Here is a 14,149-nt window from a genome sequence, read left to right on the forward strand (position 1 = left end):
TAGTCTCATTATGGTACATAAAGATTTGGGAGGGGGTTTCGGCTGGTGCTCCGTATCGCTCGAAAACAGCCGACTCAAGGGTATACTCCCGAGTTTTACGAAACGGAACCGGAAAACCTTTATCCGATTCTGGCCGATCACGGAGACGAATGCCGGTCATCGAGTGCGACGTCGAGGCGGCCCGCGAACGACTCGAGGAGGCGGACGTCGCCGTCGACTCGGGAAACACTGACCACGAGCGCTGGCGGGCGAGCCGCGGCGGTGCCACGGCCGTCGCCTATGACGACAAGATTGTGATTCAGGGATCGGACCCGCGGGATATCGAGGCATTGCTCCGCGAGCACGGCGGACGCGCCCACGTCTATTTCGACGGCGGTTCCCGTGGCAATCCCGGTCCCGCCGGAATCGGCTGGGTGATCGTCACCGGCGACGGAATCGTCGCCGAGAACGGCGAAACGATCGGGACGGCCACGAACAACCAGGCCGAGTACGAGGCGCTGATCGCGGGCCTCGAGGCCGCGCGCGATTACGACTACGACGAGGTACACGTCCGCGGCGACTCCGAACTCATCGTCAAGCAGGTCCGCGGCGAGTACGATACGAACAACCCAGAACTCCGCGAGAAGCGCGTGACCGTCCACGAGCTGCTGCAGTCGTTCGACGAGTGGACCCTCGAGTACGTCCCTCGAGAGGCCAACGACCGCGCTGACGGCCTCGTGAACGAGGCTCTAGATCAGGCCTAGGGTCGCTCAATTCGGGGGAACGACGTATCACTTCGGACTGGTCAATCGGAATGGTGGCGCGCGCTGTGCCGCGGCGAACGGAGGCGAGGCGTGAACGAAGTGAGCGCCTCAGAAAGCGAACGGTGACCGCAGGGAGCCGTGAGCCGTGTGAGCCGCGGCCCGAAGCCGTGCGAGGTCTTCGCGAACTCTGTGAGCGAAGGCTTGTCAGAGCTTGCTCTGACGGTGGATGAGCGAACGACCGCAGGGAGTGAGCGAATCGGTTGGGGAGGGTGTGGCCTCTCCGTGTTGCCACGATAGTAGGACGCTTCTTTTACCATATTCCATCAGCACCTACTGTTCCATTCCCAACTCGTTCTTCGCTGTGCTCACTCGGAGTGAATCAGCAAGGGGAAAACCGTTCGAGCGCGTACGCTCTCCCATGACCGATCCGAACGCAGTCGACGCCGACGCTTCGGGTGACCAGCAGGGCGGAGACGATGCCACCGATCCGAGCAAGTCGGACATCCCCAGAGAGGTCGTCGACGAAGTCGAACGACTAACCCGGCTCGAGCGCACCGCGGTCGACGAAAACGAAGTTGAGGCCTACGAAAATCGATCCGATGAACTGCTCGACGAGCACGACTTCACGTCCCGCATCCGCAACGAAGACGGCGACGATGTTCTGGTACTCCATCCCGAGGAGTGGCACGAGGACGGCGTCATCCGAACCGATCGCATCGAGGACATCGACCGCGCGGTCGAGATTCCGCTCGAGGGGGCCGAGAGTCCGGACGACTGGGAAGCAGTCGACGAGCACAACCGCGACCTCGTCGCGGCGGTCCGAGCGGATCACGGCGACGTGCACGGCGACAACGCGGCGATGCTGGCCGATTTCGCGGGCAATCACTACGCGAAGCCGATGGATGAACTAACGGGTGACGAACTCGCGGAGTTTCGGACGGAATACGTCGTCAGGAACGCCTGGCCGTCCGAAAAACAGCAAAATGTGTTGGCGGAGTCGATCGAACTCGTCTTCGAGGCGGCAACCGAGCCGGTCCCGAAGCGCCAGTTCTAGTAGCTGTTCTCGACGATGTCGCGGATCTCGTCGGCGCGGTCGTCGCCCGTGACGACCTTCGAGAGCGACCACTGAATGCCGTCGAGGACGGCGTCGTAGCCGTCGTCGGTCAGCGAGTACTGGTTCGTTCGCTTGTCGAGTTCGCTCTTCTCGACCAGGCCCAGATCGACGAGCTCGTCGAGGTTGGGGTAGAGTCGTCCGTGGTTTACTTCCGTCCCGTAGTAGTCCTCGAGCTCTCGCTTGATCGCCAGGCCGTACATCGGCTCCTTCGCGAGGATGACGAGGATGTTGTTCTGGAAGGCGGTGAGTTCGCGTGCAATACTCTGTTCGCCGGTGATTGATTGTGCCTCTGACATACGTGTGCAAATGTTACCAGAGTATTTAAGACTTGTCAACTATTCCTTCGTATCAGCCGGTGTACAACCTGCTACCAGCCACAATACCGCCGGATACGGGTGTATGTGCCTGATTCGTGTCTTTTGGATATCTGGCAACCGTCACGTAGTTCGTGACACTCGATTACGAAAGTACTTTTTGATCGACCGTGAACTCTCAGGTACATGGTCAACCTCTGGGAAGACCTCGAGACCGGACCGAATCCGCCAGAAGAGATCTACGCCGTCGTGGAGTGTCTCAAGGGCGAGCGAAACAAGTACGAGTACGACAAGGACGTTCCGGGCGTCGTCCTCGATCGGGTCCTGCACAGCAACGTCCATTATCCGAGCGACTACGGCTTCATCCCGCAGTCCTATTACGACGACGAGGACCCCTTCGACGTACTCGTGCTCGTCGAGGATGCGACGTTCCCCGGGTGCGTTATCGAGGCCCGTCCCGTCGCACTGATGAAGATGGACGACGACGGTGAGCAAGACGACAAGGTCATCGCCGTCCCGAGCGAGGACCCGCGCTACGACCACATCCAGAATCTCGACGACATCCCACAACAGGAACTCGACGAGATCGACGAGTTCTTCTCGACGTACAAGAACCTCGAGGAGGGCAAGGAAGTCGAGACGCTAGGCTGGGAGGACAAACAGGCGGCCTACGACGCGATCGAACACGCCCAGGATCTCTACGACGAGAACTTCTAGCGACGGACCGAACTGCAGTGCGATCTGCGTTTCGATCTGTTTGTTCTCGCGGGACGCTGATAAGGTGTATCGGAGATGGCCATCAAGTCGGAATACAGGACCGAGAGACACGACCGAGTCGTGAATTACGAAACGCCCGAGTAGCGACGATACTCCCGTTGATTCCCGTGAGTAATCCGCGGCCGGTCGGGACATGCATTATGAGCATGGGTAATTTTATCCCCGTACATCCCGTTATTCCTCCGTGTATGGCAGCATCCGACTACCCCGCGCGAACGCCTCCGTCGGCCGACGACGCGGTCGAGGCCGCCGCCGGCATGGCCCATCCCACGGTCGTTCCAACTAACTTCGACCCCGAGGACGCGAACGGCCGCGAGGAGTAACGATTCCGCCGTCCGCCCCGATTCAGCGATCGTCTGTCCCGGCCCATTAATCAACTACCGATCACCGACATCCCCGGCGGCTGACTCCCGAATTCCCGACGGCCGTCCGGCGGTGTAGCGACCGGAGTGTCAGCCGTTCGCAAAAGACTGTCTCGAAACGAAGCTTCTTGTATCCGGTCGGACTACGTCCGCCCATGGGTCTGTTCGACCGACTACGGGGCGACGGCGACCCCCGTGTCGCATTTATCGGGGTCGACGGCGTGCCGTATAGTCTCCTCTCGGAGAACGAGGAACTGTTCCCGAACTTCGCTGCGATCGCCGACGACGGGACCGCCGAGGAAATCTCGAGCATCGTTCCACCGGAATCCAGCGCCTGCTGGCCGTCGCTAACGACCGGTGTGAACCCCGGTGAGACGGGGGTGTATGGCTTTCAGGACCGCGAGGTCGGCACCTACGACACGTACGTCCCGATGGGCCGCGACGTCCAGGCTGACCGCGTCTGGGACCGCGTCCAGGAGAACGGACGCAAGGCAACGGTGATGAACGTCCCCGTCACCTTCCCGCCCCAGCGCGACGTCCAGCGGATGGTGTCGGGCTTCCTCTCACCCGGCCTCGACAAGGCGGCCTATCCCGATGACGTCCGCGACTACCTCGAGACACTCGACTACCGGATCGACGTCAATCCGAAACTCGGCCATCAGGACGACAAATCCGATTTCATTGAGGACGCCCACGCGACGGTCGATGCGCAGTACGAGGCCTTCCAGCACTACATCGAGGAGGACGATTGGGACCTGTTCTTCGGCGTCTTCATGACCACCGACCGGGTCAACCACTTCTTGTTCAAGGACTACGAGCGCGACGGGGAGTACCGCGACGAGTTTATCGAGTTCTACAGGAAGGTCGACGACTACATCGGTCGGCTGCGCGACTCGCTGCCGGAGGACGTCACCCTGATCGTCGCCTCCGATCACGGCTTTACCAGCCTCGACTACGAGGTCCACTTCAATGAGTGGCTCCGGGAGGAGGGCTGGCTCTCCTTCGGAACCGACGAGCCCGAAGAGTTGGGCGACATCGCCGACGACGCGAAGGCGTACTCGTTCATCCCCGGGCGTTTCTACATCAACCTCGAGGGCCGCGAACCCCGCGGTGCCGTCCCCGAAGACGAATACGACGCGGTTCGCGACGAACTCAAAGCTGACCTTGAGGCGCTCGAGGGGCCAAACGGCAACAAGGTGGTCGACCGCGTCGTCGAGAAGGAGGAAGCCTTCCGCGGTGATCACGCCGACATCGCACCCGACCTGGTCGCGATTCCGACCAACGGCTTCGACCTCAAATCCGGCTTCAAGGCCGACTCCGAGATCTTTACCACGGGGCCGCGCAACGGGATGCACAGCTTCGACGATACGTCGCTGTACATCGACAGCCCGGACGCGACGATCGAGGACGCCGATCTGTTCGACATCACGCCGACGATCCTCGATCTGATGGAGATCGAGTACAGTCGTGGCGATTTCGACGGCACGAGTCTCGCTTGACCGCCGTCCCGTCAGTTCGCTGAACAGGCGAAGGTGTACTTTTGTCCGTATCCCGGCTGATAGTATGAATGATGAAATGAGTGATATTCGTGTCGTCGGAGCGAGTGTGCCGCTCGCCTTCTTGCTCGCCGGCGTCGTTAGCGCGATCACCGAGAGCCCGGCCGTGCTCGGCGTCACGCCGGTCGGAATCGCGATCTATCTGGCCGTCGGCGTTGGACTGCCCCAGTACCTGCTGTCGCGTCGGACTGGCTCGCGACTCCGACTGGGACTTGCCCGTCTCGCAGCCGCCGGTGGGGCGTTCGTCGCGGTCGCGGGCATCGGGACCGGTTCTCTGCACGCCGAGTGGAGCGGCGGGCTCGTCGCGATCCTGTTCGCCGTCGTCCTCGGAAACGTCCTCGGCGCGGGCGTCCGCGAATTCCAGTCGGGGTATCGATCGACGTCGCGGCCGTAATCCACCACCGCCACCGCTCCGATTCGATCCCGTTTTCCGGCCGGCACCGAACCGCCCTCTATGGACGAGGTCATTCACGCTCGCGGCCACGAGAACGTTAGCGCCGAGCACGCGAGCACCTTCGAAGTGACGACGGACGACTTTCTCACCGCCGCCGGCGACTGCATCCTCGCGATCGAGGCCGACCGCGCGCCGGCGGATTTCGATCCCGACTTCGTCGCGGCCTGCCGGGACGTCGACGCGACGATCACGGTCACCCTCGAGGCCGACGGGCACACGGAATCCGTGACGGGGCGCGGCGATCCGGCTCTCGAGTTCACGAGCGAGCGCAGCGCGGTCGGCCGGACGAGCGACTACGTGGACGACCGAACGATCGTTCTCGGTACCGAGTTTGCGGCCGAGGGGTTCGACCGCGACCTCGTCGCAGCACTGGCCGACGGGGCCGAAGCGACGGTGACCATTTCCGTCGAGTGAGCTCGGTCGCAGTACGGAACCGGCGGGGACGAGTCCGACCTCCGTCGCGGTTTTGGTCGCCGAGTCCGAACGGACGGCTATGAGCGACGATCCTGAGCCGACCATGAACATCAGCGGCGGCAGGGCGGGCGGCGGTGCGGCCGCGGAGTTCGATCCCGCGACGGCCGACACACGCGCGGAACGCGTCGTCGATCGACTGGGCGAGCGATACTGGCAGAAAACGTACGGTGGACAGGACGCCTTCACCTGCCTCGTCCGGACAATTCTAAGTCAGAACACCAGCGACAAGGCGAGTCAGCCGGCCCACGACGCGCTGCTCGAGCGCTATGACGGCGGTGCGTCCCAACGCGACGCGAACGGTGCGAACAGTGTGAGCGGTGCGAGGCGCGAACGACGCGAGGGTCTCGATGATGCGAACGACGAAGCCGTGAGCGGGCACCCGCGAGCCGAAGGCGTCGACCTCGCCGAATCGCTCGCGGACGCCGAGCAGTCGATTCTCGCCGAAACGATCAGCGGTGCGGGGTTGTACAACCAGAAGTCCGAGACGCTCATCGACACCGCGGCGTGGGTCGTGGAGACGTTCGGCTCCGCAACCGAATTTGATGCGTTCGTCAGGGACGAGGACCCCGAAACGGTGCGCGAGACGCTGCTCGAGGTCCGCGGCGTCGGGCCGAAGACCGCCGACTGCGTGTTGCTCTTCGCGGGCGGTCGCAGCGGCGTTTTCCCCGTCGACACGCACGTCCACCGGATCTATCGGCGCATGGGGATCGCCCCGCCGGATGCGGACCACGAGGAGGTTCGGGCCGTCCTCGAGCGCGACGTGCCCGCGGCGAAGTGCGGCTTCGGCCACACGGCGACGATCCAGTTCGGCCGCGAGTACTGCACGGCGCGCAAGCCCGCCTGCCTCGAGGATCCCGACGCCTGTCCGATGGCCGATAGCTGCGATCAGGTGGGAGTCTACCCCGCGACGGGCGAGGTCGTCGACCCCGCAGAGGCACCCGAGTGAGCGGCCGGCCGATCGAGCGGCGTCCGTCGGCGTTCGCCGGACTCGAGTTCGCATCCCGAGGCCCAGTCAGCGGTTTTAACCAACCGTTCTTTCATAGATGAATCAATGGTTGCATTCACGGAGGCGGAACGGGACGCGGTGTACAAGACGATCTACGCCCGACGCGATATCCGGCGATTTCGTGACGACCCGATTCCGGATGAGCTCCTCGAGCGGCTGATTCGAGCGGCACATCACGCCCCGAGCGTCGGCTTTTCGCAACCGTGGGACCTCGTCGTCGTCAGCGACGACGGGACGAAAGCCGACATCGCCGCGATTGCAGAGCGTGCCATCGCGGCCGCTCGCGAAGGCTACGAGGAGCCCCGGAAAAGCGAGTTCGCCGCGCTGAAACTCGAGGGGATCCGCGAGTCGCCGATCAACGTCTGCGTGACCTGCGATCCGACTCGCGGCGCTCCCCACGTGTTGGGTCGCAGTTCGATGACACAGACCGACGTCTACTCGACCTGTCTCGCAGTGCAGAACCTCTGGCTTGCCGCTCGAGCGGAAGGCGTCGGCGTCGGCTGGGTGAGCGTCCTCTACCCGCACGAGGTCCGGGAGGTTCTCGGGATTCCACCACACGTGACGCCGGTCGCGTACCTCTGTCTGGGCTATCCCGAGGACGGCTTCCCCGAGGAGCCGGTCCTCCAGCAGGAGGGCTGGCGCGACCGGCTCGAGATGGAACCGCTCGTCCACGAGGAGCGATGGGACGCAGACGAGTCGACCGAGACCGATAGCGAAACAGTCGTTTCGTCGAACAGCAGTTGACGATCGCCCGAGCTGGATTCACTGTGGTCCTGATCCAGCTGGACTCCCTCTGTCTGTTACACGGTTCGATCGTCCATAGTGGCCGACTCGAGCGCGCGCCTCGATCAGGAGGCGCGCGCTCGAGTGACGGGGAAGGGCAGGTCACCTGGCGCGGCGCGCGGATCCGCGCGCCGCGCAAGTGCGGTCCTGGTGGACATGAAAAGGGCGAGGCGAGCCCGCCAGGGCTTCGTGGGAGAATCGAAGATTCTCCCGATGCCGAAAACGCCGACGGCGTTTTCGAGCACGCCGAGGGCTTTCAGAGGAAACGAAAGGTCTCGAGGTTCTTCGGCGCGAAGGTTCGCATGTCGTAGTCGTGGTAGAGGGCGCTCGAGAGGTCCTGCGTGGAGCGTTCGTCGCCGTGGACGCAGAGCACCTTCTCGGGGCGTGGGTTCATCGTTTTGACGAAGTTCTCGAGGCCGGCGCGGTCGGCGTGGCCGGAGAAGCCGTCGACGGTCTCGACGCCCATGTTCAGCGAGAGGGTTCCGCGGCCGTCACCGGAACCCATCGCACCGACTTCGCTGGTCGGGATCTCGTCCCAACCGTTCTGGATGCGTCGGCCGAGGGTTCCCTGGGCCTGGTAGCCGACGAAGACGAGCGACGAGTCCGGATCGGGGCCGAGATGGCCGAGCCAGGACATGATCGGGCCGCCGGTGACCATCCCGGAGGTCGAGAGGATGATACAAGGTTCGCCGTCGGCGACCTCCTGTCGTTCCTCCTCGCCGGCGTCGATGTGGTTGAACTCCTCGGCGAGGAACGGGTTCTCGTCCTCGTGGAAGATCCGGTCTCGCAGATCGTCCCGGAGGTACTCGGGATAGGTGGTGTGGATCGCCGTCGCCTCCCAGATCATCCCGTCGAGGTGGACCGGCATCTCGGGGATTTTCCCGTTGCGCATCGCCTCCTCGAGGACGAGCATGATCTCCTGTGACCGACCGACTGCGAAGGCGGGGATAACGACCTTTCCGTCCTTTTCGTAGGTCTCGTTGATGACCTCTATCAGGTTCCGCTCGGAGTCTTGCTGGTCGGTCTGATAGTCGTTTCGACCGCCGTAGGTCGACTCGAGGACGAGCGTCTCGACGCGGGGGAAGTCGTTGACCGCGCCGTTGAACAGGCGGGTGTCGTCGTAGTGAATGTCGCCGGAGAACGCGACGTTATAGAGGCCATCACCGATGTGGAAGTGCGAGACGGCCGAGCCGAGGATGTGACCGGCGTTGTGGAAAGTGAGTTTGACGTCCGGCGCGATGTCGGTGACATCTCCATACTCGAGGGGGATGCAGTGTTTGATCGCCTCGCGGACCTGCTCGCTCTCGTAGGGCGGGCTCCGGCCTTCCTTGGCCGCGACATCGAGGTAGTCCAGCGTCAGCAGCCCCATCAGATCTCGCGTCGGTTCGGTACAGTAGATCGGGCCGTCGTAGCCGTACTTGAACAGCAGCGGAATCAGCGCGGAGTGGTCGAGGTGGGCGTGCGTGAGGACGACCGCGTCGATGGTCTGCGGCCCAGCGCCGAGCGCTTCGGGCGCGTGGAGATAGGGCACTTCACCCTCGGCACCCGGTTTGTCACCGCAGTCGATGAGGATCCGCGTCTCGGGCGTCGAGAGGATGAACGATGCGCGGCCGACCTCGCGACAGCACCCTAGCGTCGTGATGCGGACATACTCGTCGTCGGACATCTCCTCGCGGTGGATCTGCCGACCGACCTTCTCGAGGATATCGCGGCGCTCGTCGCGCTCCTGTTTGAGAAAGCTGCGGACGTTCGAGACGGTCGAGGATTCGATCGGCGGCGTGCGGACGACTTCGGGCGTCCAGCCGACGGTCTTCGTGATTTCGCGGAGCGTTGACCCGTGGCGGCCGATGACCATGCCGGGCTTTTCGGCCTCAATGACGACCTCGCCGGTGTCGGCGTGGAAGTCAAGGTCAGTGATCCCCGCGTCCTCGGGGACGACGTTCATGATCTCCTCCCGGGCCTGTTCGGGTCGCGAGAGGACGCTTGGGTCGGGCCGGACGGTGATCCGCTTGCGGAGTTTGCTCGCGAGCTGCCGAATGAGGTCGCCCTGCTGGGCGAACTTCTTCGGATCGCGCGTGTAGACCACCAGTTCGGGGCCTTCGTATTTCACCGAGGAGACCGAGATATCGCTCGGTAACTCGCTCGTGATCTGTGCTTCGAGATCGTCGAGTTGCTGCTCTACAGTGCTCATAGGTCGCCAATGTGGCTTGCGTGAACTCGCCGCCCGGGATCGAGTGCGCCGCCGGGTGGGGCAGAAGCGATAGGAGACTGTCGACGGATTTCAGTGCCGTGACGTCTGCTGACGGATAGCCGCCACGCCACGTGTGAGCGTCGTCCAAATAGGACAACGTAGCTCACACTCCGTCTCGTCTCCCGAATCATCGTATCCTACTCCGTACCTGACGAAGACGCTCCCGGATCGGTTATCCTGGTTCGTGCGGGACAATTCCAGGGAGAACCCGCTTACTCGAGGCTATTCTTTGCGTAGTATAAAAGCCTTCGCAAAACCTGACCACAGAGGGAGCATACTGTCGGCAGACAGTTACTGAACGGTTGACCGCGTCGCGATCACAACCCGGTCACATTCAGATCGTGGTATGGTACTATAGCAGCCACTGAACGTCATTGCACGCCTGATCGACCGACAGCTGTCCGATCAGTGTGTGAATCGTTTCAGTGGCTACTATATCGCGCTCGACGACGGCACAGTTAGGACCGATGGTACAGCGTTTTGGGGACCGGTATCGTCCTCCCCTCCATGCACATCACGCCTGCTCGAGTCCGCGAGGAACGAAATTGGGTCGTCGACCGTACCGATCGGGTCGTCCCCCTCATCAACGACGTTCGCGACGACCTCGGCGAGGTCTTCGGGACCGACGTGGACGCGGTGACGGCGGACCGGTATCGTGAGGAGGTCGACGCCGTCTTCGCCGACGGCGATCTGGCCGTCAACGTCGCCGCCCTGGTCGCCATCCTCAGGGACCTCGACGTGGAAAACGATTACCCGGGGTTCGTGGTCGACGAACTCCTCGGCCGCGAACTGGCCGCGACGATCGCCGGCCCACAGCCGCTGCGGACGCTCGGCGAGGCGACCTTCCACTACGCCGATCTCCAGGTCCACGGCGATGCGAGCGAAAACGCCGGTATCGACGACTGCGAGGCGGCGCTCGCAGCCGGCTTTCAGGAGCGACTACCCGGCTGGAACTGGACCGAACGCGAGAGTCCGTTCTCGCTCGAGCGGTAACTCCGTCGAGAGGGGAATATCCGACTGTCAGCCGGTGTTCGAGTTACTCGGCCGTCTCGTTGCCGGAACCGGATCCGCTGGTCACGTTGCCGGAGTCGGAACCGTTCGTCTCGTTCCCCTCCTGTGCTCGCTGCTGTTCTTCGAGCATCGCCCGTTGTTGCTCCCGGCGCTGCTGTTGCTGAACGAGTAGCTCGTACTGCTCGCCGGGATAGATCCCGGTGACGTCGCCGTTCCGAAGCGCGTCCATGATCGCACCGTCGGAGCCGGTGACGCGGAAGAGTCCGTACTCGGTCTCAGACGCCTCGATCGTGAAGTCGCGTTCGCTCGCCGATTCCTCGAACGCCGTCGCGGTCTCCGCGACCAGTTCGCGTTGTCGCTCTCGATAGACCTGCTGGGCCTCCTGCTGGCTGAGGTTCTCGTCGCTGGCATTGTTCTGCACCTCCTCTTGCAGGCTCGTCAGCGCCTCCCGGTCCGGCTGGACTGCGACCGTCACTGCGTTGCCTCCGTCCTCCGAATCGTTCTGTGCGAGCGACTCGAGCTGGGAGCACCCGGCCAGCGACGCGGCCGTACCGGTGGCGGTCAGTGCGAGGAACCCGCGACGGGTCGATAGGTTCGGCATCGTGTCTTGCGCGGGGACGAACGTGGATATACCTTCTGCGTCGGGCCGCATTCAAACGCGACGAATCGATGGAGAATCCGCACGACAGCGGGCACCTTTTATCCGTCCCCGGGCTAGCGTGACCAGTGACGGACTCCGAGTACGGCCACGGAACGGAAACCCTCCAGGGACCGACGCCGGCGGCGGCCCGCGACGTGATCGCCCGCGGAATCGATAGTGACGCCATCGTCACCGTCTACGGTCGCTGCACCGTCGATTACGACGGCCGAGCGACGAGCTATCTCGAGGCGGGCGACCGTCACGTCATGCTCAAACCCGACGGGGCGGCGCTGGTCCACACCGACGAGGGTCAGCAGCCGGTCAACTGGCAGCCGCCGGGCTGCGACCACGACGCGTCCTGCGAGGATGGAACGCTCGTCCTCGAGAGTCTGCGGTCGACGCCGGACGAACGGCTGCGCGTCCGATTTCAGGAGGTCCTGCAGGTGTCCGCGTTCTCGGGCTCGGACGAGAACGAACTCGCCCTCGTGGGGACCGAAGAGGACCTCCGCCAGCGGATTCTCGAGGACCCCGAGCTGCTCGAGACGGGGTTCACGCCGCTGGCGACCGAGCGCGACACGCCGGCCGGTGCGGTCGACATCTACGGCGAGGATTCGGCGGGCCGAGCGGTCGTGGTCGAACTGAAGCGTCGCCGGGTCGGTCCCGACGCCGTGAGCCAACTCCGACGCTACGTTGACGCCCTCGAACGTGATTTACACGCCGATGCGGCCGTTCGCGGGATACTGGTCGCTCCGTCAGTGACCGAGCGCGCCCAGCGGCTGCTGACCGAGCACGGCCTCGAGTTCGTTTCGCTCGAGCCGCCGGCCGAGTGAGCGACGTGAGACGTGCTCGGTTCTCGAGTTGGTTCCCTCCCGCTAGATAATACAGTCAGCACCGACCACCGAGTCCGAAGGGCAGCTCACTGCTGGAATCGACGGCGAACGTGATGATTCGTCGCTGGCGAGTTGATAGTATTACAAGTCACTGAAAAGCATATTAAGTGGCGGAATACGATGGACGACAACCTCTCTCGTTTACAGTCCGCGTTGATCATGGGGTTATCGGGCACAATGGCCCTCTTACTTGTGGCCATTATATTCGACTATCCGAGTGTTTCGAGAGCGTTGCTGGTTGGACTCCTGACGACGATCGTCTGGTATGTTTTCGACCCTCGTCTCCTCGCTAACTCAGGTTGAGCAAAGACCCCATCTACTGTCAAGGCGGGAATATCCATACTTCGGTCTCTTATCGAGAGTTCTTTTAGGTGAGATGAGCGTGCGATCCACTCGTCAGGCCGGATACGTTCCCTCGAGCCGCGTTCGCTCGAGGACGTGGCCATCCATCGCCGACTCGAGGTCGTCCGCGCCGGCGTCGGATCCGAGTTCGAGCGTCGTCTCCAGCGCGAACAGTTTGAACCGGTAGGTGTGTTCTCCATCCGGCGGATTCGGACCGCCGTAGTCGCGCTCTCCCCAATCGTTCGTTCCGACGGTCGCCTCGTCCGACTGCCAGTCTTCCGGAATCGTCTCCGTCTCCGGCGAGACGTTCCAGACCACCCAGTGGTCCCACACTTTTCCGGCGGGTTCCTTCGCGTCGGGGTCGTCTACGATCAGCGCGAGCGCCTCGGCATCGTCCGGAACGCCGTCGATTTCGAGCGGCGGGTTGACGTTGTCTTTCGTGTAGCCGTACTCCTCCGGGATTCGGTCGCCGTGGTCGAACGCGGGACTCTCGAGTGTGAAATCTTCCATGTCGATTTGTACCTCGTGTGACTTCCGCGTCGGCCGTTCACCACCGGAATAGAAGAAACTTACAGTTCCTCCGGGTCACGACCAGTACGACTGGAATCGTTGCGATCGAATCTGTTTCCGGTCAGCGCAGCTGTTATCGGCGAACAGCGAATACCACGATCCCCAGCACCAGCAGTCCGACTCCCCACATCCACGACTGCCCCGGGAGATACGCCAGCAACAGCGTGACGATACCCGAGGTGATGAGCGACCAGCCGATCGTCGTTCGATATGTCATGAAACCCACGACAGCATCGGGATAGTTGTGTGTTGTGCCGGTCACTGCAGCCCGACGACGCACCAAACCGATATTATTTTTCAGGTCGGGTTCGACCTATTCGAATATGGGGAACGATCCGACGATCCGTCGATATCGGCCGGAAGACGGCGATGAGGTCCGTGAGCTACACGAAACGGCCATGCGAGACGTGGGGGCCTACGTCGACACCGTTCCGGATACCGATCTCGAGCGAGTTCTCGAGACATACATCGACGGTGATGGGGAGTTCCTCGTCGGCGACCTGGACGGACGCATCGTCGCGATGGGCGGCTTCCGTCCGGTGGAGGAGACGGACTACATCGCGGAGGTCAGTCCCGGCCTGCTGGACGGCGCAGTCGAACTCACTCGAATGCGCGTCGACCCCGACTATCAGCGACGAGGATACGGCCGACGGATCTACGAGGAACTCGAGCGGCGCGCTCGGTCGCAGGGTGCCACACGGATCGTCCTCGACACGATGGCGAAACAAACCGCAGCGCGCCGACTCTACGAGGCACAGGGCTTCGAAGAAGTCCACCGCGAACGGATCGAGGCGTTCGACGACCCCTTCGAACTCCTCGTCTATCGGAAACCCCTGGTCGACGACGGCTGAGTGGAAAGCGC

At 63.0% G+C, this 14,149-nt stretch carries 17 protein-coding genes; 12 read left to right on the forward strand and 5 right to left on the reverse strand.

The window, feature by feature from the left end; genetic code table 11:
• Nucleotides 1-149: 149 nt before the first annotated feature.
• Together rnhA and CP556_RS18175 are read left to right on the forward strand one after the other, a co-directional pair.
• A complete protein-coding gene (rnhA, locus tag CP556_RS18170) occupies nucleotides 150-743 on the forward strand; it encodes a ribonuclease HI (protein WP_098726895.1) in 594 nt (197 codons plus the stop codon).
• A 418-nt stretch (nucleotides 744-1,161) separates the two neighbouring features.
• A complete protein-coding gene (locus tag CP556_RS18175; RefSeq protein ID WP_098726896.1) occupies nucleotides 1,162-1,797 on the forward strand; it encodes a DUF7108 family protein in 636 nt (211 codons plus the stop codon).
• Here the strand turns inward: CP556_RS18175 and CP556_RS18180 are convergent.
• On the reverse strand, nucleotides 1,794-2,153 hold the full coding sequence (locus tag CP556_RS18180; RefSeq protein ID WP_098726897.1) for a PadR family transcriptional regulator: 360 nt from the start codon (nucleotides 2,151-2,153) through the stop codon (nucleotides 1,794-1,796). The genes CP556_RS18175 and CP556_RS18180 overlap by 4 nt on opposite strands.
• A 204-nt stretch (nucleotides 2,154-2,357) precedes the next feature.
• Between CP556_RS18180 and CP556_RS18185 the strand changes: the two genes are divergently transcribed.
• The 7 genes from CP556_RS18185 to bluB all read left to right on the forward strand — a co-directional run bounded on the left by CP556_RS18185 (nucleotide 2,358) and on the right by bluB (nucleotide 7,544).
• Nucleotides 2,358-2,888 carry an inorganic diphosphatase gene (locus tag CP556_RS18185; RefSeq protein ID WP_098726898.1) on the forward strand — a complete coding sequence of 177 codons (531 nt, stop codon included), beginning with the start codon at nucleotides 2,358-2,360 and terminating at the stop codon, nucleotides 2,886-2,888.
• Between the two features lie 248 nt (nucleotides 2,889-3,136).
• Entirely contained in the window at nucleotides 3,137-3,271 is a 135-nt protein-coding gene (locus CP556_RS26805; protein ID WP_255291500.1) for a hypothetical protein, read from the forward strand.
• 194 nt (nucleotides 3,272-3,465) lie between these two features.
• Nucleotides 3,466-4,809 (forward strand): alkaline phosphatase family protein, encoded by a 1,344-nt coding sequence (locus tag CP556_RS18190; RefSeq protein WP_098726899.1) that lies wholly within the window; start codon nucleotides 3,466-3,468, stop codon nucleotides 4,807-4,809.
• A 76-nt stretch (nucleotides 4,810-4,885) separates the two neighbouring features.
• Entirely contained in the window at nucleotides 4,886-5,260 is a 375-nt protein-coding gene (locus CP556_RS18195; protein WP_098726900.1) for a hypothetical protein, read from the forward strand.
• Between the two features lie 60 nt (nucleotides 5,261-5,320).
• Nucleotides 5,321-5,734 (forward strand): DUF371 domain-containing protein, encoded by a 414-nt coding sequence (locus CP556_RS18200; RefSeq protein WP_098726901.1) that lies wholly within the window; start codon nucleotides 5,321-5,323, stop codon nucleotides 5,732-5,734.
• Between the two features lie 79 nt (nucleotides 5,735-5,813).
• Nucleotides 5,814-6,740: an endonuclease III domain-containing protein gene (locus tag CP556_RS18205; protein ID WP_098727471.1), complete on the forward strand. Its 927-nt coding sequence runs from the start codon at nucleotides 5,814-5,816 to the stop codon at nucleotides 6,738-6,740.
• Nucleotides 6,741-6,845: 105 nt separating this feature from the next.
• Entirely contained in the window at nucleotides 6,846-7,544 is a 699-nt protein-coding gene (gene bluB, locus CP556_RS18210) for a 5,6-dimethylbenzimidazole synthase (protein WP_098726902.1), read from the forward strand.
• A 295-nt stretch (nucleotides 7,545-7,839) separates the two neighbouring features.
• On the opposite strand, the gene CP556_RS18215 is transcribed toward bluB, so the two are convergent.
• On the reverse strand, nucleotides 7,840-9,774 hold the full coding sequence (locus CP556_RS18215; RefSeq protein ID WP_098726903.1) for a beta-CASP ribonuclease aCPSF1: 1,935 nt from the start codon (nucleotides 9,772-9,774) through the stop codon (nucleotides 7,840-7,842).
• A gap of 567 nt (nucleotides 9,775-10,341) precedes the next feature.
• On the opposite strand from CP556_RS18215, the gene CP556_RS18220 reads away from it, so the two are divergent.
• A complete protein-coding gene (locus CP556_RS18220; protein WP_098726904.1) occupies nucleotides 10,342-10,827 on the forward strand; it encodes a DUF7984 family protein in 486 nt (161 codons plus the stop codon).
• Nucleotides 10,828-10,870: 43 nt separating this feature from the next.
• Here CP556_RS18220 and CP556_RS18225 read toward each other — a convergent pair whose 3' ends face one another.
• A complete protein-coding gene (locus tag CP556_RS18225) occupies nucleotides 10,871-11,446 on the reverse strand; it encodes a hypothetical protein (protein ID WP_098727472.1) in 576 nt (191 codons plus the stop codon).
• A 125-nt stretch (nucleotides 11,447-11,571) separates the two neighbouring features.
• Between CP556_RS18225 and nucS the strand changes: the two genes are divergently transcribed.
• Nucleotides 11,572-12,315 (forward strand): endonuclease NucS, encoded by a 744-nt coding sequence (gene nucS, locus CP556_RS18230; RefSeq protein WP_098726905.1) that lies wholly within the window; start codon nucleotides 11,572-11,574, stop codon nucleotides 12,313-12,315.
• A 456-nt stretch (nucleotides 12,316-12,771) separates the two neighbouring features.
• Here the strand turns inward: nucS and CP556_RS18240 are convergent, their stop codons facing one another.
• Nucleotides 12,772-13,227: a YbhB/YbcL family Raf kinase inhibitor-like protein gene (locus tag CP556_RS18240; RefSeq protein WP_098726907.1), complete on the reverse strand. Its 456-nt coding sequence runs from the start codon at nucleotides 13,225-13,227 to the stop codon at nucleotides 12,772-12,774.
• Nucleotides 13,228-13,360: 133 nt separating this feature from the next.
• Nucleotides 13,361-13,504, reverse strand: coding sequence for a hypothetical protein (locus CP556_RS26100; RefSeq protein WP_176548238.1), 144 nt, complete (start codon nucleotides 13,502-13,504; stop codon nucleotides 13,361-13,363).
• A gap of 106 nt (nucleotides 13,505-13,610) precedes the next feature.
• On the opposite strand from CP556_RS26100, the gene CP556_RS18245 reads away from it, so the two are divergent.
• On the forward strand, nucleotides 13,611-14,138 hold the full coding sequence (locus tag CP556_RS18245) for a GNAT family N-acetyltransferase (protein WP_098726908.1): 528 nt from the start codon (nucleotides 13,611-13,613) through the stop codon (nucleotides 14,136-14,138).
• Nucleotides 14,139-14,149: the final 11 nt, after the last annotated feature.

It is taken from the genome of Natrinema sp. CBA1119 (assembly GCF_002572525.1).
In the GTDB taxonomy this organism is placed as follows: domain Archaea; phylum Halobacteriota; class Halobacteria; order Halobacteriales; family Natrialbaceae; genus Natrinema.